The sequence below is a fragment of the Aliivibrio sifiae genome (assembly GCF_002954715.1).
GTDB lineage: Bacteria > Pseudomonadota > Gammaproteobacteria > Enterobacterales > Vibrionaceae > Aliivibrio > Aliivibrio sifiae.
Genome location: NZ_MSCP01000001.1, coordinates 313,669 through 334,953 on the forward strand (window position 1 = coordinate 313,669; position 21,285 = coordinate 334,953).

The 21,285-nt window shown below is 39.3% G+C and carries 20 protein-coding genes; 13 read left to right on the top strand and 7 right to left on the bottom strand.

Going from position 1 to position 21,285, the window contains the following annotated elements; genetic code table 11:
• Positions 1–4: 4 nt before the first annotated feature.
• The 7 genes from rnhB (at position 5) to BTO23_RS01365 (ending at position 8,285) form a co-directional block, all read left to right on the top strand.
• Positions 5–628, top strand: coding sequence for a ribonuclease HII (gene rnhB / locus BTO23_RS01335; RefSeq protein ID WP_060991650.1), 624 nt, complete (start codon positions 5–7; stop codon positions 626–628).
• Positions 628–4,107, top strand: coding sequence for a DNA polymerase III subunit alpha (dnaE, locus tag BTO23_RS01340; RefSeq protein WP_061003056.1), 3,480 nt, complete (start codon positions 628–630; stop codon positions 4,105–4,107). The genes rnhB and dnaE overlap by 1 nt, the downstream gene beginning before the upstream one ends.
• Positions 4,108–4,158: 51 nt before the next feature.
• Positions 4,159–5,118, top strand: a complete 960-nt coding sequence (gene accA / locus BTO23_RS01345; RefSeq protein WP_060991648.1) for an acetyl-CoA carboxylase carboxyl transferase subunit alpha — start codon at positions 4,159–4,161, stop codon at positions 5,116–5,118.
• A 72-nt stretch (positions 5,119–5,190) separates the two neighbouring features.
• Positions 5,191–6,534, top strand: a complete 1,344-nt coding sequence (tilS, locus tag BTO23_RS01350) for a tRNA lysidine(34) synthetase TilS (protein WP_211295911.1) — start codon at positions 5,191–5,193, stop codon at positions 6,532–6,534.
• 52 nt (positions 6,535–6,586) lie between these two features.
• A complete protein-coding gene (locus BTO23_RS01355) occupies positions 6,587–6,898 on the top strand; it encodes a c-type cytochrome (RefSeq protein ID WP_060991647.1) in 312 nt (103 codons plus the stop codon).
• Between the two features lie 92 nt (positions 6,899–6,990).
• On the top strand, positions 6,991–7,329 hold the full coding sequence (glnB, locus tag BTO23_RS01360) for a nitrogen regulatory protein P-II (RefSeq protein ID WP_060991646.1): 339 nt from the start codon (positions 6,991–6,993) through the stop codon (positions 7,327–7,329).
• Between the two features lie 86 nt (positions 7,330–7,415).
• Entirely contained in the window at positions 7,416–8,285 is an 870-nt protein-coding gene (locus BTO23_RS01365; RefSeq protein ID WP_061003054.1) for an endonuclease/exonuclease/phosphatase family protein, read from the top strand.
• Here BTO23_RS01365 and BTO23_RS01370 read toward each other — a convergent pair.
• From BTO23_RS01370 to gloB, 3 genes are all read right to left on the bottom strand, one after another.
• A complete protein-coding gene (locus BTO23_RS01370) occupies positions 8,263–8,955 on the bottom strand; it encodes a YIP1 family protein (RefSeq protein ID WP_060991644.1) in 693 nt (230 codons plus the stop codon). The two genes, BTO23_RS01365 and BTO23_RS01370, sit on opposite strands and share 23 nt — an antisense overlap.
• On the bottom strand, positions 8,952–10,505 hold the full coding sequence (locus BTO23_RS01375) for a LysM peptidoglycan-binding domain-containing protein (RefSeq protein WP_061003052.1): 1,554 nt from the start codon (positions 10,503–10,505) through the stop codon (positions 8,952–8,954). The genes BTO23_RS01370 and BTO23_RS01375 overlap by 4 nt, the downstream gene beginning before the upstream one ends.
• Positions 10,506–10,618: 113 nt before the next feature.
• Positions 10,619–11,377, bottom strand: coding sequence for a hydroxyacylglutathione hydrolase (gloB, locus tag BTO23_RS01380; RefSeq protein WP_060991642.1), 759 nt, complete (start codon positions 11,375–11,377; stop codon positions 10,619–10,621).
• 44 nt (positions 11,378–11,421) lie between these two features.
• Between gloB and BTO23_RS01385 the strand changes: the two genes are divergently transcribed.
• On the top strand, positions 11,422–12,162 hold the full coding sequence (locus BTO23_RS01385) for a methyltransferase domain-containing protein (RefSeq protein ID WP_172794740.1): 741 nt from the start codon (positions 11,422–11,424) through the stop codon (positions 12,160–12,162).
• Between the two features lie 16 nt (positions 12,163–12,178).
• Here BTO23_RS01385 and rnhA read toward each other — a convergent pair whose 3' ends face one another.
• A complete protein-coding gene (gene rnhA, locus BTO23_RS01390; protein ID WP_105055290.1) occupies positions 12,179–12,652 on the bottom strand; it encodes a ribonuclease HI in 474 nt (157 codons plus the stop codon).
• Positions 12,653–12,689: 37 nt separating this feature from the next.
• Here rnhA and dnaQ point away from each other — a divergent pair, with 37 nt between their 5' ends.
• From dnaQ to BTO23_RS01405, 3 genes are all read left to right on the top strand, one after another.
• Positions 12,690–13,418, top strand: a complete 729-nt coding sequence (gene dnaQ, locus BTO23_RS01395; protein WP_060991640.1) for a DNA polymerase III subunit epsilon — start codon at positions 12,690–12,692, stop codon at positions 13,416–13,418.
• Positions 13,419–13,427: 9 nt separating this feature from the next.
• Positions 13,428–14,690 (top strand): TIGR03503 family protein, encoded by a 1,263-nt coding sequence (locus BTO23_RS01400; protein WP_105062848.1) that lies wholly within the window; start codon positions 13,428–13,430, stop codon positions 14,688–14,690.
• A gap of 172 nt (positions 14,691–14,862) precedes the next feature.
• On the top strand, positions 14,863–15,042 hold the full coding sequence (locus BTO23_RS01405; RefSeq protein ID WP_060991638.1) for a hypothetical protein: 180 nt from the start codon (positions 14,863–14,865) through the stop codon (positions 15,040–15,042).
• Positions 15,043–15,114: 72 nt separating this feature from the next.
• Here BTO23_RS01405 and fadE read toward each other — a convergent pair whose 3' ends face one another.
• Positions 15,115–17,562, bottom strand: coding sequence for an acyl-CoA dehydrogenase FadE (gene fadE / locus BTO23_RS01410; protein ID WP_105062849.1), 2,448 nt, complete (start codon positions 17,560–17,562; stop codon positions 15,115–15,117).
• A gap of 354 nt (positions 17,563–17,916) precedes the next feature.
• Here fadE and lpcA point away from each other — a divergent pair, with 354 nt between their 5' ends.
• Both lpcA and BTO23_RS01420 read left to right on the top strand, forming a co-directional pair.
• Positions 17,917–18,498 carry a D-sedoheptulose 7-phosphate isomerase gene (gene lpcA, locus BTO23_RS01415; protein ID WP_045102705.1) on the top strand — a complete coding sequence of 194 codons (582 nt, stop codon included), beginning with the start codon at positions 17,917–17,919 and terminating at the stop codon, positions 18,496–18,498.
• Positions 18,499–18,573: 75 nt separating this feature from the next.
• Positions 18,574–19,401, top strand: coding sequence for a class II glutamine amidotransferase (locus BTO23_RS01420; RefSeq protein WP_060991636.1), 828 nt, complete (start codon positions 18,574–18,576; stop codon positions 19,399–19,401).
• A 72-nt stretch (positions 19,402–19,473) separates the two neighbouring features.
• On the opposite strand, the gene purN is transcribed toward BTO23_RS01420, so the two are convergent.
• Positions 19,474–20,112: a phosphoribosylglycinamide formyltransferase gene (gene purN / locus BTO23_RS01425; RefSeq protein WP_211295912.1), complete on the bottom strand. Its 639-nt coding sequence runs from the start codon at positions 20,110–20,112 to the stop codon at positions 19,474–19,476.
• Positions 20,113–20,243: 131 nt separating this feature from the next.
• Entirely contained in the window at positions 20,244–21,284 is a 1,041-nt protein-coding gene (gene purM / locus BTO23_RS01430) for a phosphoribosylformylglycinamidine cyclo-ligase (protein ID WP_060991634.1), read from the bottom strand.
• Position 21,285 lies beyond the last annotated feature (1 nt).

Sequence of the window (21,285 nt, forward strand, 5' to 3'; positions counted from 1 at the left end):
CGTTATGACAAAAAAAACAGACTCGAAAGAATTACCTCCATTTGAATACCCTCAAGGTTACCAGTTATTTGCTGGTGTTGATGAAGTAGGGCGTGGACCATTAGTTGGTGCAGTTGTAACGGCTGCTGTTATTTTAGACCCAAATAATCCAATCGAAGGTTTAACGGATTCTAAAAAATTGACGGATAAAAAGCGTGATTTATTGTTTCCAGAAATCCAAGAAAAAGCATTAGCATGGTCACTAGGTCGCTGTGAAGCTCATGAAATTGATGAGTTGAACATCTTACAAGCTACAATGGTTGCGATGCAAAGAGCCATTGCAGGATTAAAAATAACGCCAGATTTTGCCTTAATTGATGGTAATAAAGTCCCTGATTTACCAATGGCTAGTTTAGCTGTTGTTAAAGGTGACTTACGAGTTCAAGAGATCAGTGCTGCATCTATTATTGCAAAAGTAACTCGCGACAGAGAAATGGAAGTTCTAGATAAAGAATTTCCTCAATTTGGTTTTGCGAAGCATAAAGGTTATCCAACCAAGGCACATTTTGCTGCCATTGAAGAGCATGGTGTGATTTCTGAACATCGCCGTAGCTTTAAACCCGTGAAACGTGTGTTAGGAATAGAGTAATGTCTGACCCTAAATTTGTACACCTTAGAGTTCATAGTGATTTCTCACTTGTTGATGGCCTTTCTAAAGTCCCACCATTAGTAAAGAAAGTTGCTGAAATGAACATGCCAGCTATGGGATTAACTGATTTCACTAACTTATGTGGTTTAGTTAAGTATTATTTTGCTGCCCATGGCGCAGGTGTTAAACCTATTATAGGTGCAGATTTTACGGTTCAGTCAAAAGAATTTGGTAATGAACTGTTTAACCTAACTGTCTTAGCAAAAAATAATGAAGGGTATAAAAACCTTACGTTATTAATATCAAAAGCATACCTACGCGGTCACGTTCAACATACTCCAGTAATGGATAAAGAGTGGTTGATAGAGCATAGAGAAGGCTTAATTCTTCTTTCTGGCGGCAAAAATGGTGATGTAGGTAAGGCGCTGCTTAAAGGCAATAAAGAACTTGCTGATGAATGTGTTGAGTTTTATCAAACCCATTTCCCTGAACACTATTATCTTGAATTAACTCGAACAGGTCGTTCTGATGAAGAAAGTTACCTTCACTTTGCTGTAGAGTTAGCCGAAAAAGAAGGGTTGCCAGTTGTTGCTACCAATGATGTTCGCTTTATTAAAGCGGAAGATTTTGAAGCGCATGAAATTCGAGTAGCTATCCATGATGGCTTTACTTTAGTCGATCCCCGCCGACCAAGACTTTATAGTGAACAACAGTATTTACGTTCAGAAGATGAAATGTGTGAGCTGTTTTCTGATATACCAGAAGCGTTAGAAAACAGTGTTGAAATTGCAAAACGTTGTAATGTTACGGTACGTCTTGGGGAGTACTTTCTTCCGAATTTTCCAACGGAAGGGATGAAAATTGAAGACTTCTTAGTTAAAAAATCTCAAGAAGGTTTGGAGCGACGTTTAGCCTTTTTGTTCCCTGATGAAAAAGTACGTTTAGAACGAAGACCTGAATACGACGAACGTTTACAAATTGAATTAGACGTAGTTAACCAAATGGGTTTCCCAGGTTACTTCCTTATCGTAATGGAATTTATTCAGTGGTCTAAAGATAATGATATTCCTGTTGGTCCGGGTCGAGGGTCTGGTGCAGGTTCACTTGTTGCTTACGCCCTGGATATTACCGATCTTGATCCTCTCGAATACGATCTCCTTTTTGAACGATTCTTGAATCCTGAGCGTGTTTCCATGCCCGATTTCGATATCGATTTCTGTATGGATAAACGTGATCAGGTAATTGATCATGTCGCTGAAATGTATGGTCGTGATGCGGTATCTCAAATCATTACCTTCGGTACCATGGCGGCAAAAGCGGTAATTCGAGATGTAGGCCGAGTTCTTGGGCATCCTTATGGTTTTGTTGATCGTCTTTCAAAACTAATCCCGCCAGATCCTGGTATGACATTAGCAAAAGCATTTGATGCTGAACCTCAACTTCCAGAGCTTTATAATGGCGATGAAGAAGTTAAAGCCTTGATTGATATGTGTCGAATCTTGGAAGGTTGTACGCGAAATGCAGGTAAACATGCGGGTGGTGTTGTTATTTCACCAACGACAATTACTGACTTTGCTCCATTGTATTGTGATGCGGATGGTAACTTCCCCGTAACACAGTTTGATAAGAATGACGTTGAAACTGCAGGTCTAGTTAAGTTCGACTTCTTGGGTTTAAGAACCTTAACCATTATTGATTGGGCTTTAGGGTTAGTAAATCCTCGCTTGAAGAAAGAAGGTAAAGATCCGGTACGTATTGAATCAATTCCTTTGGATGATCAAGCGTCATTTAGATTATTACAAAACTCAGAAACTACCGCGGTATTCCAATTGGAATCCCGTGGTATGAAAGATCTGATCAAACGTCTACAACCAGATAGCTTTGAAGATATTATCGCATTAGTGGCACTATTCCGCCCTGGTCCATTGCAATCAGGCATGGTAGATAACTTTATAGACCGTAAACATGGTCGAGAAGAAGTCTCTTATCCTGATGCTACTTGGCAGCATGAATCACTTAAAGAAACACTAGAACCAACTTACGGTATCATTTTATACCAAGAACAAGTTATGCAAATCGCCCAGATCTTAGCGGGTTATACGCTAGGTGGTGCCGACATGCTTCGTCGTGCAATGGGTAAGAAAAAACCTGAAGAAATGGCAAAGCAGCGTGGTACCTTTAAAGAAGGTGCGATTGCTAATGGCGTAGATGGTGAGTTGTCGATGAAAATCTTCGACTTGGTAGAAAAGTTTGCTGGTTATGGTTTTAACAAATCTCACTCAGCCGCTTATGCCTTAGTTTCTTATCAGACATTATGGTTAAAAACGCATTATCCTGCAGAGTTTATGGCGGCGGTAATGACCGCTGATATGGATAACACCGATAAGATTATAGGTCTTGTTGATGAATGTTTCCGTATGAAGTTAAAAGTGCTTCCACCAGATGTTAATGCCGGTTTATATCGTTTCAATGTCGATGAAGATGGCGCGATTGTTTATGGTATTGGTGCGATTAAAGGGGTTGGTGAAGCGCCTATTGAGAATATCATAGAGGCTCGTAATAAAGGCGGACATTTCCGTGATTTATTTGATTTTTGCTCTCGAATTGATACCAAAAAAACCAATAAGCGTGTGGTAGAAAAATTGATCCGTTCTGGCGCATTAGACAGACTTGGCCCTCATCGTGCTGCATTGATGGCGTCATTAGATGATGCAATGAAAGCCGCTGGGCAACATCATCAAGCGGAATCATTTGGTCAATCAGATATGTTTGGGGTGTTAACTCAAGCACCTGAAGAAGTTGAACAAGCGTATACACATGTTCCAAGATGGCCTGAAAAAGTATGGCTTGAAGGGGAGAGGGAAACATTAGGTCTCTATTTAACAGGTCACCCAGTTAACGCGTATATTAAAGAGTTATCTCGATATACAACGTGGCGTTTGAATGATGCTCACGTTACCAGACGTGATCAAACTGTAACAGTTGCAGGTTTAGTTATTGCTGCTAGAGTAATGACCACAAAACGTGGCAGCCGGATCGGTTTAATGACATTGGATGATAGATCCGGTCGAATGGAGGTCATGTTATTCTCAGATGCGCTTGATCGATACGCTGATTTGCTAGAAACTGACAAAATAGTGCTTGTTTCTGGACAGGTCAGCTTTGATGATTTCAATGGTGGGCTTAAAATGTCTGCCCGTGAAGTGATGTCATTGGGGGATGCACGAGAAAAATACGCTCGTGGATTATCAGTTTCTGTTACAGAAGCACAAATTAACAATCAATTTTTTGAGCGCTTTAGTCAAATACTAGAGCCGAATCGGGCAGGGACTGTTCCGGTAAATGTATATTATCAGCGAGCGAATGCTCGTGTTAAGTTGGTCTTAGGGACAGAGTGGCGAGTGACGCCAACAGACCAACTGATGGATGATTTGAAATCGTTGCTTGGCGAACAGCAAGTCGAGCTTGAATTTAACTAGAATAAGTAAGGCTGCTAATTTGAGCGGCCTTGAACTAATAAGGATTCTTTAATGAGCCTAAATTTTCTTGAATTTGAAAAACCAATTGCAGAACTAGAAGCTAAAATTGAAGCGCTGCGTGATATTTCTCGCCGTGGTGGAGATAATACGCTTGATCTAGAAAAAGAAATTAAGCAATTAGAAGATAAATGTTTAGAGCTTAAAAAGAAAACATTTAGTGACTTAGGTGCGTGGGAAGTTGCACAACTTGCTCGTCACCCTGAGCGTCCATATGTACTAGATTACATCGAACACATGTTTACAGAGTTTGATGAACTGGCCGGTGATCGTGCTTTTGCTGATGATAAAGCATTAGTTGGTGGTATGGCTCGTTTAGATGGTCGTCCTGTTATGATTATTGGTCATCAAAAAGGTCGTGGTACTAAAGAAAAAGTACTTCGTAACTTTGGTATGCCAAAACCAGAAGGTTACCGTAAAGCAAAACGTTTAATGCAAATGGCTGAGCGTTTTAAAATGCCTATCATTACTTTCATCGATACCGCTGGTGCTTATCCTGGTGTTGGCGCTGAAGAGCGTGGACAATCTGAAGCTATCGCAATGAACTTAAAAATCATGTCGGAACTAAGTGTTCCTGTGATTTGTAATGTTGTTGGTGAAGGTGGCTCTGGTGGAGCATTAGCCATTGGCGTAGGTGATTACGTGAATATGCTTCAATACTCTACTTATTCAGTAATTTCTCCTGAAGGTTGTGCATCAATCTTATGGCGTGATTCAGATAAAGCCCCACAAGCTGCTGAAGCGATGGGTCTTGTTGCACCTCGCTTAAAAGAGCTTGAATTGATTGATACGATTATTGATGAGCCTCTAGGTGGAGCACATCGTGATCATAAAGCAACGGCTGAAAATATTAAGGCTCGTTTAATTGAACAATTAAACGAATTAGCAGGCTTTGACGAAGAAGCATTGCTTGATCGTCGTTACCAACGTCTAATGAACTACGGTTACTGCTGATAATTTCGGTCAGATAGAGTAAAGTGAAAGCGAGCCTAAGTGCTCGCTTTTTTATTATCTGGACATACTGTTATGCTTAACTCTCAATTCTCATCTCAATTAGATTCTTACCCTGTAGCCAAACCACATTTAGTAATTGCTTTAAGTGGTGGCATTGATTCTATGGTCTTGCTTCGTCTTGCCTCAATTTATGCTAAAGAGAAACAATTAGAATGTATTGCTGTTCATGTAAATCATGGATTGAGTCAGTATGCCTTTGATTGGGAAGCAGTATGCCAAGCACATTGTGATTTACTGTCTATTCCGCTCTATATTGAACGAGTGGAGCTGGTTGTTAGTGCGCAAGACAGCTTAGAAGAAGTTGCAAGAAAAGCCCGTTATCAAGCATTAGAAAAGTATATGCAAGCCAATAGTTTATTACTCACAGGTCAGCATCAGGATGATCAGGTTGAAACCTTTTTTCTAGCATTAAAAAGAGGCAGTGGTCCGACTGGGTTATCTTCAATGCCTTCAATTATCCCATTATTAAAAGGGTATAAATGTCGTCCATTATTGACTCAATCTCGCTCTAATATTGAAGCATATGCTCACGATAATAAATTAGGATGGGTTGAGGATGAGAGTAATAACGATACGCGCTTTGACCGAAATTTTTTACGACATCAAGTTGTGCCTAATTTAGTTAAACGTTGGCCAAACTTTGGTTCTACGGTGTCACGCAGTGCTCAACTATGTGCAGAACAAGAAAGCTTACTTACTGAATTGCTTGAACCAAAATTAACAGCATTTCAAGATGCTTATTGTGGGATTTCTATTTCACAGTTAGATAAAGAGTCTGAACTGGCTCGTAATATGTTACTTCGACTATGGCTGAAACAATTCTCCATCCCCATGCCTAGTCAAACTCAGTTGAAAATATTGTGGACTGAAGTTGCAAAAGCAAAAGAAGACGCAAATCCATCTTTAGTATTGGGTTTAATTCAATTAAGACGTTTTCAAAATAATTTATATTGTTTACCTCAGTATGAAGATCTTTCGTTTTGGAAATGCGAACTGCAACAAATGATAGAATTGCCAGATAATCTTGGGTGGCTCGCGTTAGAGCATCAGTCTGCGGGAATTAAACATAATGAAGCAGACCGTGAAACAGGGTTATTATTAAGAGCTCCTTTAAAACATGAAAAAGTAGAAGTGCGTTTTAATATTCAAGGGCTTTCCCCTCATCCTGAAACTCGAGATCACAGCCGTAAAATGAAAAAATTGTACCAAGAGTATGGGATCCCAAGTTGGCAGAGAGCAAGATTACCAATGGTTTTTTATAATGAAGAACTTGCTGCTGTTGCAGGGTTGTTTGTCTGTAAGGCATTTTCAGGTGAAGAGTGTGAGCTGATCTGGAAGAAATCAGGCTTAAAATAGACATTTAGCATGAACTTGTCAAAATGATAGTAAATATGAATGGAGCAATATTATGAAAAAAACAATTGGACTAGCAATGATCGTATTAATGGCTTCAGCGCCGACATTTGCAGCGGGTGATGCTGCAGCTGGGCAAGCGAAATCAGCGATTTGTGCCTCTTGTCATGGCGCTGATGGTATTGCTGTTATCCCCGGTTACCCAAACTTAAAAGGGCAAAATGCTCAATATATCGAGTCATCATTAAAAGCATATAAAAATAAAGAACGTAATGGTGGTAACTCAGCAATAATGCAACCGATGGCTGCAATGTTGAATGATGCAGATATGGCTAATTTAGCTGCTTATTATTCTGCAATGAAGTAAGCCTAAATCAACTAATGCCATTCCTAGGTTGTATGTTCTCTTTAGCTCAAGGATAATAGGCTAATAGTATTTATGAATGTTAAAGGACTAATATGAAAAAGATTGAAGCGATCATTAAACCATTTAAGCTTGATGATGTGCGTGAAAGCCTTGCTGATGTTGGTATCACAGGCATGACTGTATCGGAAGTTAAAGGTTTTGGTCGTCAAAAAGGGCATACTGAGCTGTACCGTGGTGCAGAATACATGGTCGATTTTTTACCAAAAGTAAAACTTGAAATCGTTGTTACTGACGATGTTGTAGACCAGTGTGTTGATGCTATCATCGAAACTGCTCAAACTGGGAAAATCGGTGATGGTAAGATTTTCATTACTGATGTTAGTCGAGTTATTCGTATCCGTACTGGTGAAGAAGACGAAGACGCGATTTAATACCCACATGAACACCAGTATCTGCTAATCTAGTTAGCATTATTACTATTTAAGGAAGGAGTGATGATTCGCTCCTTTTTTTGTTTATGAAAAAGAGAACGTTATTTTTATCTGGTTCAGCGTTATTAGTTGGGCTAGCTCTCGCCGCTAAATCAATTGTATTTACAGTTCCTCTCGAACCTGAATTGATTGAACTCTCTAATATTACTCCTGATGCACCGTTAACGTATCAGTCTGGTTGTACTCAATTTACTACTTCAACACCAATCGATCGCCATGGTCAATTGAATGTCTTAGTTTGGAATATTTACAAACAACAGAAAGACGATTGGAAAGCAGCATTAAATTCATTAACGATCTCTTCTGATTTAGTGTTATTGCAAGAAGCCAGTTTGACACCGGAATTAAAACAATTTGTGGTGGATAAATCGTACTCTGCTGAGTTGGTAAGAGCTTTCGATATATTTGATACAAGTGCTGGTGTTTTAACATTAGCAAAAGAGTCGGCTGAAAAAGTGTGTGCGCATACCGCGATAGAACCTTGGCTACGGCTACCTAAATCAGCACTTCTCTCTGAGTACCCTTTGTCAGATAAACAGACGTTAATGGTAGTAAATATTCATGCCATTAATTTTACATTAGGAACTGAAGATTATAAAAATCAAATTGAAGCATTATCACAAGAGGTAAAGCAGCATGATGGCCCTTTGATTATTGCTGGTGATTTTAATTCATGGAGTAATGATAGGTTGGAAACGTTGCAACAACAGGTGAAGACATTAGATTTAAAAGAAGTGTTATTTACTCCTGATGATCGTATGCGTTTTATTACAGGTTTACCGTTAGATCATATTTTTTATCGTGGCCTAGAAGTAACAGAAGCGCACTCTATGAAGAGTAACGCTTCTGATCATAATCCGCTACAGGTCAGTTTTAGCCTGAAAACGCAGTTATAAAGCCCCACAACGTAAAACAAGTAACCCAAGGAAGGATTGCTATTATTAATGCTTTAGAACGCTCTAAATCTGTCCATGCGCCCAAGACAGCATAGCTTAGTGCTATATACCACGGCATAAGCAGTGGGAAAGAACTTGCATAAGCAGACCAGTGGTCTGTCATAGGCAGTTTAATTAAACCATTTAGACTATTTAAGTCAGCAGCGTAAGGCATGATATTCGCATGATTTAATAAAAGACTAGCGTAACTAGCAATGTCACCAATCAGTGCAGGGAACATAACAATGGTGCTACCTGCAATCCATTTAAAATAGCTGTGTTGGTATTGGTTTTGCTTTGTAGCCAATTTAAACCATAGCGCTAATAATAAGATGGTTGCTGTTCGTCCCATAACATCATTAATTACCTCACCAGCTAACAAAATTTCTTTGGTTAGCCATTCACCTTGAACTTGGCCGCCAACACTTTCTATTTGAGCGGTTAAGTTCGTAGTTACCCATTCAAAATTGACTAGGTCAAAATAGGTTCCCCAGAACATAAATGGTGCAAAGATAAGTAAAACATAAGGTAGCCAAGCCCATTTACCTCGTTCATATAACGCGGCAAAACAATCAGCGGGAGAGCGAAATATATCGATCAATAAAATTAATGGATTTGAAGAAGGTGTCATACGTTTACCTTAGTAACATCAACGTAAAGTTTTAATTTTTGTCCTGGCTTAATATAAGAGCCACGTTCGATGTTATTCCATTTCATGATATCTGTCACAGAGACACTGAATTTCTGTGCGATAGAGCTTAGGTTGTCACCTTGTCTGATTTGATAATTTACAGTTCGGATGATTGCACCATCAGAGCTGTTTTTCCAAATAACTAAATTTTGACCTACACGTAATGAATCTTTTGGTGCCATGCCGTTCCATTTTGCTAGATCTCGGTATGAAATCGAGTTGTCACGAGCAATACTCCATAAGCTTTCACCGTCTTTAACTTTATGAGCTAATTTGTATTTCCCTTTTGCTTTAGCTTGAGTCTTTTTTAAACGTTGTGGAGCACTTAATGCATATGTTTTATTCCCTTGAGATGCTGTTGGGATTAACAAGTATTGTCCAACGCGAATACTAGAACCATTCAAATCATTGGTTTGTTCAATAATATTCGTTGTCGTGTTGTGCTTAACAGCTAATTGACTGATGGTATCGCCTGGTTGAACTTTATAGCGAACAACTTTCATTGTTTTATTCGCGTTCTTTTTCAAGTTGGCATTGAACTGGTCAACATGCTCAATCGGTAATAATAAATGGTAAGGACCATCTGGAGAGGTAGCCCATTGATTATAAGCAGGGTTGTAACCTTGTAATTCCGTGATTGAAATACCAGCAAACTCTGCCGCAATAGCAAGATCTAATTGTTGTTTAGGATCTACCATTTCAAGAACGGGTTTATTTGGGATTGGTGGCAGTTCTACACCGTATTTTTCATGATTTTTTATAATATCAGCAAGAGCAAGTAATTTAGGAACATAACCACTGGTTTCTTCTGGTAAATCTAATGAAAAGAAATCGGTTGGCTTACCTAGCTTTCTATTCTTAGTCATGGCTCTTGATACTCGACCAGCACCGCTGTTGTAAGATGCAATTGAATTTTGCCAGTCACCATCGAAGCGGCTATCAAAATATTCCATATAATCTAAAGCAGCATTTGTTGCCGCAGGGACATCGCGGCGACCGTCATACCACCAGTTGCGCTCTAATTTAAAGCGATCAGCAGTACCTGGAACGAATTGCCATAGACCTGCTGCACTGCCATGTGAATAAGCAAATGGGTCAAACGCACTTTCTACAACCGGAAGAAGGACTAATTCCATAGGTAAGCCTCGTTTTTCAATCTCAACCGTGATCATATACAAGAAAGGTTGTGCTCGTTTTGCCACTGTTCGTAAATGACTTGGATGTTTTATGTACCAGTTACGATAATAATCAACTGACTTTTGGTCTGGAATTGGCATCTCTAATTGCATTGCAATACGTTGCCAAACATCTTCTTGTTCTTGAGGCGTTAAAGTTGGTTTTTCAACTGGCTTTACTTCAGAAGGTGTCGAGTCTGTTTTTGAAGGAATTGTAACCGTTGAGGTGGTTTCAGTCTGAGTCTGCTCTGGAGGAGGTGCGGTTTGGCAGCCTGCTAATAGCGCTAATCCAATCCAATGGAATTTCAGTTTCATTGTGTATTGCCTTCAGTGTGCTTATGCCAACATCACAGCATGATATTGGCATTCATATTTTTTATTTGGACACGGATAATACGTTGCAACCACACATCAAACAAGTTTCATACTTAAAACTCATCTTTCCATCTTCTTAATGCGGTAAAGGTCTCAAGTTCGGTACTCTCTGATACTTTATTTTCGACTGCTTTTTTTACACTGCTTTCATTTGTTCGTAAAAAAGGATTAATTAATTTTTCGCGCTGCATAGTGGATGGAATTGTCGACTTTCCATTTGCTCGAAGGCGTAATACTTTTTCACGGTATTGTTGTAGGTAATCATTATCAGGCTCAACTGCTAATGCAAATGCTAAATTAGATGCAGTATATTCATGAGCACAATATACTTCTGTTTCATCAGGCAGAGCGGCGAGTTTTTGTAGTGAATGAAACATTTGCTCAGCAGTACCTTCAAATAAGCGACCGCAACCAGCAGAAAACAATGCATCACCACAAAAAAGCTTTTCATCGCCAACATAAGCAATATGGCCTTTTGTATGCCCTTCAACACCAAGAATCATGAATTGTTCATTGAATAGTTCAACAAAATCACCATCACTTACTGGGTGAGTTAACGTTGGGATGGGTTCGCTCTCTGGGCCAACAACATTGATTCCAGGGAATTGACGAACAAGCTCAGGAACCCCTCCAATATGATCATGGTGGTGGTGAGTAATCAAAATAGCATCTAAAATAAAATTATTCGCTTTAATACACTCTAAAACAGGTGTCGCGTCACCGGGATCAACAACAACACAATGATTATCATTGTTGTGAATTAACCAAATGTAATTATCATTAAATGCAGGTATGCTTTTTATTGATAGCATTAACCTTTCTCCAAATTTTGTAGCGTAAATAGGTAACGATATTGATTAAGCCAGCACTGCTTGATAAAAAAATTGAAAAACCGCATTCATGGTCTGATATCCCTCACGGAGAGTGGATAGGAGAGCTAATTCAATCACGTCTGGATGAATGGTGCCCTAAACTGTTTGGTTACCATATGCTTAAAATTGGTGGGCTCAGTGCTGAGCTTGATAGTCGCTTCTGTAATATTAAACACCAAGTTAACCTAGATAACAAAAATTCATTAAAAAATATTGTCTCTGAATTGCCTCAATTGCCTTTTTTAGAAAAAAGTATTGATGCGTGTGTACTTGCTCATCAACTTGATTATTCGTCAGACCCTCACCAATTATTAAGAGAAGTCGATAGAGTTTTAATTAATGATGGCTATGTTATTTTAACTGGCTTTAATCCGATGAGTGCAATAGGGTTAGCGAGTTTATTCCCATGGAGAAAAAATAACCTTCCATGGAGTGGCCGAATGTTTACGCCACACAGAATTAAAGATTGGCTTAGCGTATTAAATTTTGAAGTGGTCTACAGTGATTGCTTTGCGTTAGCGCCTTTAACTCGCTATCGAACCATATGGACATGGTTTGAGAATTTAGGTGGAGAGTCAGTAAAGCCAATTAGTGGGATTTATTTTCTTGTGGCAAGAAAAAGGACTTACCCATTAAGGCCTATAAAGTCGGCGTGGAAAAAGAAGCCTAAATTGGCTCCTATTTCAGTGGCGCAGACCCATCAAGGTAAAACTGAGTCAAAATAGCACGATGTTCATAAAACTAGCCGGGATAACCCGTATCGTCTTGAGTCGGGTTTTCTGCTGCAGTTCTTGCTAATTCATCACACATTTCATTTTCACGATGACCTGCATGACCTTTCACCCAGCGCCAATCAACAGTGTGGCGCTCCGCTTCTGCGTCTAATTGTTTCCAAAGATCGGCGTTTACCACGGGCTTCTTATCTGCTTTCTTCCAACCTCTTTTTTTCCACCCGTGGATCCATTGAGTGATCCCTTGGCGAACGTATTGGCTGTCGGTTGTTAATACCACTGAACATGGCTCTTTTAAATTACGTAGAGCAACTACGGCCGCTAACATTTCCATGCGATTATTTGTGGTCTGATTAAATCCCTCGGAAAACGTTTTTTCTGTGCCTTTATAGCGCATTACAATACCGTAACCACCTGGACCTGGGTTGCCTAAACAAGAACCATCTGTGAAAATTTCAACCTGCTTCATTATCTCTGTTATCATTAGAAGAATTTAGAAATAGTCTGACACAAATGAGCCTATGAATACTAGCGACAATTCCCCTAATCGAATTATTGTTCTCGATACAGAAACTACCGGTATGAACTTTTCGGGCGGGCCTGTTTATGAAGGTCACCGTATTGTTGAGATTGGTGCGGTTGAGATTATCAACCGAAAATTAACCGGTAATCATTTTCATGTATACATCAAGCCAGATCGACTTATTGATCTAGAAGCGATTGATGTTCATGGTATTACAGATGAATTCCTGTATGACAAACCTGAATATAAAGACATTCATGATGAGTTTTTAGCCTTTATTAAAGGTGCCGAGCTAGTTGCTCATAATGCGCCCTTTGATGTTGGCTTCATGGATTATGAATTCAGTAAAGTTAATAAGCTTATCGGCACAACGGATCAGTATTGTAAGATTACCGATACCTTGGCGATGGCGAAAAAAATATTTCCGGGTAAGCGTAATAACCTGGATATTTTGTGTGAACGCTACGGTATAGATAACTCTCATCGAACACTTCACGGCGCTTTACTCGATGCTGAGATTTTGGCTGATGTTTATCTATTAATGACGGGTGGACAAACAAGTTTAAGTTTTAATGCTGGAAATCAGTCCGATTCTTCAGAAGAAAGCATTAAAAGATTGAATTCAGGAAGAAAAGGATTAAAGGTTTTACGTGCTACGGCCGATGAAATAGAAGCGCATGAAAAGCGTTTGGATATAGTTGGTGATGCCTGTTTGTGGCGTAGTTAGGAGTGTAGTATGTGGCGGTTATTGATGATTGTGCTGTTTGTTCCAATGTTTTCTTGGGCAAAGAGCACTGAAATGTCGTGGTTGGATAATCGTTTTCGTGTCGATCCAACTATAAAGCAAGTTTCTTTCTTAGTTTACAGAGAAAAGGCATCTCAGGCAGTGACTCTGGTGCGTCCTGATGGAACAAAGTACTATGCTTGGGAGCATCCAGAGAATGTTGCTTGGTATGAAGAAAATGGAATGGATATTATTTCCATTGAAAATCCAATGCCAGGCCCGTGGCAAGCAATAGGTAAGATAACGCCTCAGAATAAAATTAAAATTTTGTCGAATCTAACGCTTAATGTGGATTCGCTACCGAAAAAACTCTATCAATCTGAAAGTTTTAAATTTACTGCTCGGTTGCTACAAGATGGTAAACCTCTTGTTCTGCGTGATTTTTTAAATCGAATTAAATTAAATGTGACATTTACCCCTTATTTAGCTAATGAGAAAGATCTCGTTAAAGAGGCGCGTCCATTAGCGGAAGTATTAGGAACTTTTGAAGATAATGGTGAAGATCTTGATGAAGTGGCCGCTGATGGTGTCTTTACGGTTAATTTGCCTATCAATATTAAACCGGGTAAATACTGGGTTCGAATTCAATCTCGTAATGGGGTGTTTTTAAGAACAGTTGAGCAAGATGTGTTGGTCTATCCATCACCTATCAGAGCGAGTTTTACTCAAGCACGCAATGAAAATCAAAGCCATTCAATGACGATAGATACAGAGGCGGGAGCAATAAAAGCAGGTTCACTGGCCGCTCATATTGAACAAATTAATCCAAATAAAATTACGACAGTGACTCAAGCACAATCTGATAGTGATGACGAAAAACTGTATTTTGACTTACCGAACAGTTATATGCCGGGTAAAAATACGTGGTCAGGTTGGGTTTATGCGACAGATATGGCAACAGATCGTCCTCTTCAATTTTTTCTCGGTAAACACAGTTATGGTGTGACAGAGCCAATTGACTTGAAAGCGGCTTATGAAGCTAGAATTAAGGCAGAAGCCGAGCAGCGTAAAATTGAAGAACAAAAGAAATTAGAAATTGAGCGAGCGGAAGCGCGCAAATGGCTTTGGATTTATGTAGGACTTGGAAATTTATTGATTATTGTTCTTATTTTTAGTGCTATTTTTGGTTGGAAAAAAGTTAACACAATGAGAAAATTGAAAGCGGCAGCACCAAAATCAGAAAAATTATCTATGCCACCACCACCTAAAGTTTAATTTGACTAAGGTGATACAAAAGCAATAAAAAAACCACATAACAGTGGTTTTTTTATTCGCATCCTTTCATTTTGTTACATTTGTTCTAAAGTTAACGTTTGCTTTTTTATAAGATTTGCACTAAAGCTGTTTATTAAATATACTTCTATCAATTATTGATGAGGGCGATATTTTGGATAAGCAAAAATTAATGCTAGAAGCTGCTTTTAACGAAACGTTAACAAAGAATAAGGGTGCGCAAATAAGTTCTTTGATTTGTTGTGGCTTATTGGGTATGAATAATAGCAGTATTGATTACTTATCTATTGAAGAAATTATTTATCTAAAGTTAGTTGTTAATTTAAATAAATAAAGCCCTAATAAGTAGAATAAAAAAGGCCAGAGCACATGCTCTGGCCTTTTTATTTGTCTTTTTATCTTTAAATTAAGCTATTTTACTGTGCTCGAAATTATTAGTTTGAGGCTTTACTATCAGTTCGCTAGGATCAAAATCCTCAACATTAATGGTTGCTAAGCGACTTTTTTCAGCTTTACGAAGTAATAAGGCTTCTTTGTCTGAAATGATGTTTAGCTCTAAACCTATTTTGGCTACGCGATCTAATTGCATGAACGGTAAGCGTTGTTTTGATTCTTTACATACGCGGTCATAAATTGGTTCTGCAGTTAAGATATCAATCAGTGCTTCTTCCATTTTTCCTACTGGATTAAAGCGACTGGCTTCCAAGAATAAACCACGTCCAATTCGACTACGAGCACCAGATGGTTCTTGAAGGATGCGGGCTAATTTATGGTCAAGCTTATCACTTGGACCTTGGCGACGAAGGCCTGTTGGTAACAGAATAAAACGCATGGCATTAGCAATAAATCGATTTGGGAAGTTTGATAGTAGTCCGTCAATCGCTTGTTCTGCTTGATGCAGTGAATCCTGAACACTCCAATGAACTAACGCTAAATCTTCTTTTTGGCGGCCTTCATCATCAAAACGTTTCAGTACTGAAGTTGTTAGGTATAGCTGGCTTAGGATGTCCCCAAGGCGTGCTGACATACGTTCACGACGTTTTAAACTGCCACCCAGTACTGCCATTGAAATATCAGACAATAAAGCTAAGTTAGTACTGTAACGATTTACTTGTTGGTAATAATGTTTCGTTTCATCGTTAAATGGGGTTTTAGAACCTCGACCATCTGTTAAACCAAGCCAAAAACTGCGAGCAAAGTTACTGATACCAAAGCCAATATGTCCGAATACTGCGGCATCAAATTTCTCTAAAGATGCTTGTTTGTCTTCTAGATAAGCAGCATCCATTTCCTCTAGTACGTAAGGGTGACAACGGATAGCCCCTTGGCCATAAATAATCATTGAGCGAGTTAATATATTTGCCCCTTCGACCGTAATGGCGATTGGAGAGCCTTGGTAGCCACGAGCTAAGAAGTTTGAACTACCTAAACAAATCCCTTTACCTCCCGCGATATCCATACCATCAATCGCAATACGCTGTGCACGATGAGTACAGTGGTATTTCACAATGGCAGAAATAACCGATGGTTTTTCACCTTGGACAATCCCCGCAACAGTTAACGCACTAGCGGCATCCATCATGTAAGCATTACCTGCCATGCGTGCTAATGGCTCTTCAATCCCTTCCATTTTACCAATTGGTAATTTGAATTGGCGACGAATACGAGCATAAGCCCCAGTAGCAAGTGCTGCCGTTTTTGCGCCACCCGTTGCATTTGATGGTAGGGTAATACCACGGCCAACAGATAAACATTCGACCAACATGCGCCAACCGTGACCGGCCATTTTTTCACCACCAATAATGTAATCAAGTGGAACAAATAAATCTTCACCTTGTGTCGGGCCATTTTGGAATGGAACGTTCATAGGGAAGTGACGACGACCAATTTTTACCCCTTCTAAATTAGTTGGAATAAGTGCACAGGTAATACCTAAGTTTTTCTTATTACCAATTAATCCATCAGGATCTTGCAGTTTAAATGCTAAACCAAGAACAGTGGCAACAGGAGCGAGAGTGATATAACGTTTATTCCAAGTGATACGCATACCGATCACTTCTTTACCTTCCCACATGCCTTTCGTTACGATACCAAAGTCAGGAATAGATCCTGCGTCAGAACCGGCTTCCGGGCTTGTTAAGGCAAAACATGGGATCTCTTTACCTTCAGCTAGGCGAGGTAAATAATGATTTTTTTGATCTTCAGTACCGTAATGTTGTAGAAGTTCGCCAGGGCCTAATGAGTTAGGAACCCCAACGGTAATAGAAAGCACGCCTGAAACACTCGTTAATTTTTGCAGTACACATGATTGAGCATAGGCAGAGAACTCTAAACCACCGTATTTTTTCTTAATAATCATAGCGAAGAACTTATGATCTTTTAGGTATTGCCATACTTCTGGTGGTAAATCGGCAAGTTCATGAGTTACTTCGTAATCATTAACCATACGGCAGACTTCGGTCACTGGACCGTCCATGAACGCCTGTTCTTCATTTGATAGTGTGTTTTTAGGAATATTATGAAGAAATTTCCAATCTGGATTGCCTTTAAATAATTCCGCTTCCCACCATACCGTACCGGCTTCAATCGCGTCTTTTTCAGTTTGCGACATTTCAGGCATTACGCCTTTGAACATCTCTAATGCTTTATTACTGAAAACAGATTGACGAATTGAAGGGATGTTTAATGGCACTGCAATCACTAAGAAGACCACCCATGTAATAGGGCCTGCATAACCTAATCCTGAACTCACAGCAAAAATAGCCGCAGTGATAAGAGTGGCTGTGCGTAGAGATTGTCGATGATAACTTAATGCAGCAAGTGCAATTAATGTTGTTAAAAGTGTCAGGGCCATGTGATTCTCCTTTTTCGGCGCTGCTCTGCTTGTAGAAACAGAGGGTATTACGATACTCGGTCGTAAAGTTATTGTGTGATGCTATTCTGATAAGAGGTCTAACCAGTTAAGGTAAGTGTAGTTCTAATGTTAATAAAAAGTAAATGATGTTAGTGGTTAAAAAGTGATCCAGCTTGAGTAATTAATAAACAATTTTTGTTTTTAAGTGAGTGACTTCTAATTTTGTTGGCTACCAATTGAGATATTTATGGTGTGTATAGAAGAAATATAGAGCAGATCTCTTTTAAAGATTTGGCGGTATAGGTACACTGAGATTAGCCCCTAATAGGGAAAATAATAAATAGAGAGAATCTTATGTCTTATCAAGATCTGATCCGTTCTGAATTAACAGAAGCCGCTCAAGTACTGAATGACTTTTTAGCTGACGATAAAAACCTTGCTCAAATTGAATTAGCAGCAAAAACCATTGCAGACTCTTTTAAACAAGGCGGAAAAGTATTGTCTTGTGGTAACGGTGGTTCACACTGTGATGCAATGCATTTTGCTGAAGAATTAACTGGCCGTTATCGTGAAAATCGCCCAGGCTACCCAGGTATTGCGATTTCTGATCCTAGCCATTTATCTTGTGTGAGTAATGACTTCGGTTATGACCATGTATTTTCTCGTTACACTCAAGCTGTTGGCTCAAAAGGCGATGTATTATTTGGTTTATCGACGTCTGGTAATTCAGGTAATATTTTAAAAGCGATTGAAGCTGCAAAAGAAAAAGGCATGAAAACTATTGCTCTAACAGGTAAAGATGGCGGAAAGATGGCTGGTCTTGCTGATGTAGAGATCCGAGTCCCTCATTTTGGTTATGCTGATCGTATTCAAGAAATCCACATTAAAATCATCCATATTGTTATTCAATTAATTGAAAAAGAAATGGAAAAATAATTCATTATACTGGCCAATCTTGATGTCTTAGGGAATAAAGATTGGTCAGGTTGCGAATAAAGGAGTAACGCAAGAATGTGTGAATTACTCGGAATGAGTGCCAATGTACCAACCGATATTTGCTTTAGCTTTAAAGGGTTAGTTCAGCGCGGTGGTAATACTGGCCCGCACCGTGATGGTTGGGGAATTACTTTTTATGAAGGGAAAGGATTTCGTACATTTAAAGACCCAAAACCGAGCTGTCACTCAAAAATTGCAGAGCTTGTGCAAGATTACCCTATCAAAAGTAAAGCGGTAATTAGCCACATACGCCAAGCGAACCGTGGCGAAGTTAATCTTGAAAATACTCATCCATTTACTCGAGAATTATGGGGTAAGTATTGGACGTTTGCTCATAATGGGCAATTAACTAAATTTAATGAGTTATCAACGGGTCGCTTTCGACCTGTCGGTGAAACAGACAGTGAGCGTGCTTTTTGTTGGTTGCTGAATCAATTAGAAGATAAATATCCTGAGCCACCTCAAGATATGATGCTGATGTTTGAGTTTGTCTCTGAGTGTTGTGATCATCTAAGATCGTTAGGTGTGTTTAATATGTTGATGAGTGATGGTGAGTATCTTATGACTTACTGTTCAAACAATTTACATTGGATAACTCGACGTGCGCCTTTTGGACAAGCTTCATTAATTGATGAGGATGTGACTATTGATTTTCACAAAGAAACGACACCAAATGATGTGGTTTCAGTGATTGTGACACGACCACTTACTGATAATGAAGAATGGCATAAAATGAAAGTCGGAGAATACGCCTTGTTTCATTTTGGCGAGTTAATCGCTGGCAATCATGACACTGTTCCTGATATGGCTCCGCCACCATCTGAATGTCCGATTAACTCATAAGATAAAACAGTGCTACATCAAATAGATACATAATAATGGCTGCTTTTGCGGCCATTTTATTAAAGATAAAAACTATTCAGTCTCTAGTCCTGATAGACCGAGTGCTTCGCCGTCTAATACTGCTTTGCCTTCTTTCATCAAGAGTCTCCCTTCAACTAACCAATTAGCAACCATTGGATAAATAACATGCTCTTGAGCTTGAACTCGTGACGCCACTTCTTCTGCATTGTCATCTTCAAAAATAGGCACTTTAGCTTGAAGTATGACAGGGCCACCATCAAGTTCTGGCGTGACAAAATGAACACTTGTTCCATGCTCTTTATCGCGAGCATTAATAGCTCGTTGGTGAGTATGTAATCCAGTGTATTTTGGTAGAAGAGAGGGGTGGATATTCAGCATTTTACCTTGATAGCGAAGAACAAAATCTTCACTTAATATACGCATAAAGCCGGCAAGGATAATGACATCAGGTTTATGAAGATCAATCAAAGTTGCTAATGCACTATCATACTGCTCACGGTTTTCATACCCTGCAGCACTTAAGCTATGGATATTAATTCCTGCACTGAGTGCTCTTTGTAATCCGTAAGCGTCACTTTTATTTGAAATGACCGCAGATATACGTGCGTTAGGAATTTTATTACCACAAGCATCAATGAAAGCTTGTAGGTTACTGCCACTGCCTGAAACTAATACAACAATATTCTTCATTATAATCGTCTTATTCTTTAAGTAATGAGAACTATTCGAACATAAATAATAGATATAAAAAAGGTGATCGAATAAGTGATCACCTTTCTATTTTATGCTTTATGAGCTAGCTCAAAGTTTATATCATCCAATTAACAGATTTCAACTTGCTCTTCGCCTTGTGCTGCAGTTGCTATTTCACCGATAACCCAAGCGTTTTCGCCTTCAGCATTCAGTAGAGCAACAGCTTGATCAGCTTGATCTTTTGGAAGTGCAATAACAAGGCCTACACCACAGTTAAAGGTACGGTACATTTCGTATGTATCAACGTTGCCTTTTTCTTGTAACCAGTTAAAGATAGCAGGCCATTCCCAGCTCTTACCATCAACAACCGCTTTAGTGCCTTCAGGAAGTACACGAGGGATATTTTCCCAGAAACCACCACCTGTAATATGAGATATTGCATGAATATCATGCTCTGCGATCATTTTTAGTGCTGATTTAATATAGATTTTTGTTGGTTCGATAAGGTGGTCTGCAACCGTTTTACCATTTAACTCTTCAGTAAGATCTGCATTTGATACTTCAAGGATTTTACGGATTAATGAGTAGCCATTAGAGTGTGGACCACTTGAACCTACAGCGATTAATGCATCACCCGCCGCTACTTTTGTGCCATCGATGATGTCTTCTTTTTCGACAACACCAACACAGAAACCAGCAACATCGTAATCTTCACCTTCATACATACCTGGCATTTCAGCAGTTTCGCCACCGATTAGCGCACAACCAGCTTGAATACAGCCTTCACCGATACCTGTGACTACTTCAGCAGCAACATCAATATCAAGTTTGCCAGTTGCATAATAATCAAGGAAGAACAGAGGTTCTCCACCTTGAACAATAAGGTCATTTACGCACATAGCAACTAAGTCGATACCAATCGTATCGTGCTTATTTAGATCGAGTGCTAAACGTAACTTAGTACCAACACCGTCAGTACCTGAAACTAAAACAGGTTGTTTATATTTAGTAGGAAGTTCACATAACGCACCAAAACCACCAATGCCACCCATTACTTCAGGGCGACGAGTACGTTTTACTACGCCTTTAATTCGATCAACAAGTGCATTACCAGCATCAATGTCTACACCAGCATCTTTGTAGCTAAGAGAAGTTTTGTTGTCGCTCACG

Excerpts from the sequence above, each read along its gene's own strand:
- accA (WP_060991648.1), top strand. The coding sequence starts at position 4,159 with ATGAGCCTAAATTTTCTTGAATTTGAAAAACCAATTGCAGAACTAGAA.
- dnaE (WP_061003056.1), top strand. The coding sequence starts at position 628 with ATGTCTGACCCTAAATTTGTACACCTTAGAGTTCATAGTGATTTCTCA.
- fadE (WP_105062849.1), bottom strand. The coding sequence starts at position 17,562 with ATGGCCCTGACACTTTTAACAACATTAATTGCACTTGCTGCATTAAGT.
- lpcA (WP_045102705.1), top strand. The coding sequence starts at position 17,917 with ATGTCTTATCAAGATCTGATCCGTTCTGAATTAACAGAAGCCGCTCAA.
- BTO23_RS01355 (WP_060991647.1), top strand. The coding sequence starts at position 6,587 with ATGAAAAAAACAATTGGACTAGCAATGATCGTATTAATGGCTTCAGCG.
- tilS (WP_211295911.1), top strand. The coding sequence starts at position 5,191 with ATGCTTAACTCTCAATTCTCATCTCAATTAGATTCTTACCCTGTAGCC.
- rnhA (WP_105055290.1), bottom strand. The coding sequence starts at position 12,652 with ATGATAACAGAGATAATGAAGCAGGTTGAAATTTTCACAGATGGTTCT.
- gloB (WP_060991642.1), bottom strand. The coding sequence starts at position 11,377 with ATGCTATCAATAAAAAGCATACCTGCATTTAATGATAATTACATTTGG.
- BTO23_RS01370 (WP_060991644.1), bottom strand. The coding sequence starts at position 8,955 with ATGACACCTTCTTCAAATCCATTAATTTTATTGATCGATATATTTCGC.
- BTO23_RS01365 (WP_061003054.1), top strand. The coding sequence starts at position 7,416 with ATGAAAAAGAGAACGTTATTTTTATCTGGTTCAGCGTTATTAGTTGGG.
- BTO23_RS01400 (WP_105062848.1), top strand. The coding sequence starts at position 13,428 with ATGTGGCGGTTATTGATGATTGTGCTGTTTGTTCCAATGTTTTCTTGG.
- BTO23_RS01375 (WP_061003052.1), bottom strand. The coding sequence starts at position 10,505 with ATGAAACTGAAATTCCATTGGATTGGATTAGCGCTATTAGCAGGCTGC.
- rnhB (WP_060991650.1), top strand. The coding sequence starts at position 5 with ATGACAAAAAAAACAGACTCGAAAGAATTACCTCCATTTGAATACCCT.
- glnB (WP_060991646.1), top strand. The coding sequence starts at position 6,991 with ATGAAAAAGATTGAAGCGATCATTAAACCATTTAAGCTTGATGATGTG.
- BTO23_RS01420 (WP_060991636.1), top strand. The coding sequence starts at position 18,574 with ATGTGTGAATTACTCGGAATGAGTGCCAATGTACCAACCGATATTTGC.
- purN (WP_211295912.1), bottom strand. The coding sequence starts at position 20,112 with ATGAAGAATATTGTTGTATTAGTTTCAGGCAGTGGCAGTAACCTACAA.
- dnaQ (WP_060991640.1), top strand. The coding sequence starts at position 12,690 with ATGAATACTAGCGACAATTCCCCTAATCGAATTATTGTTCTCGATACA.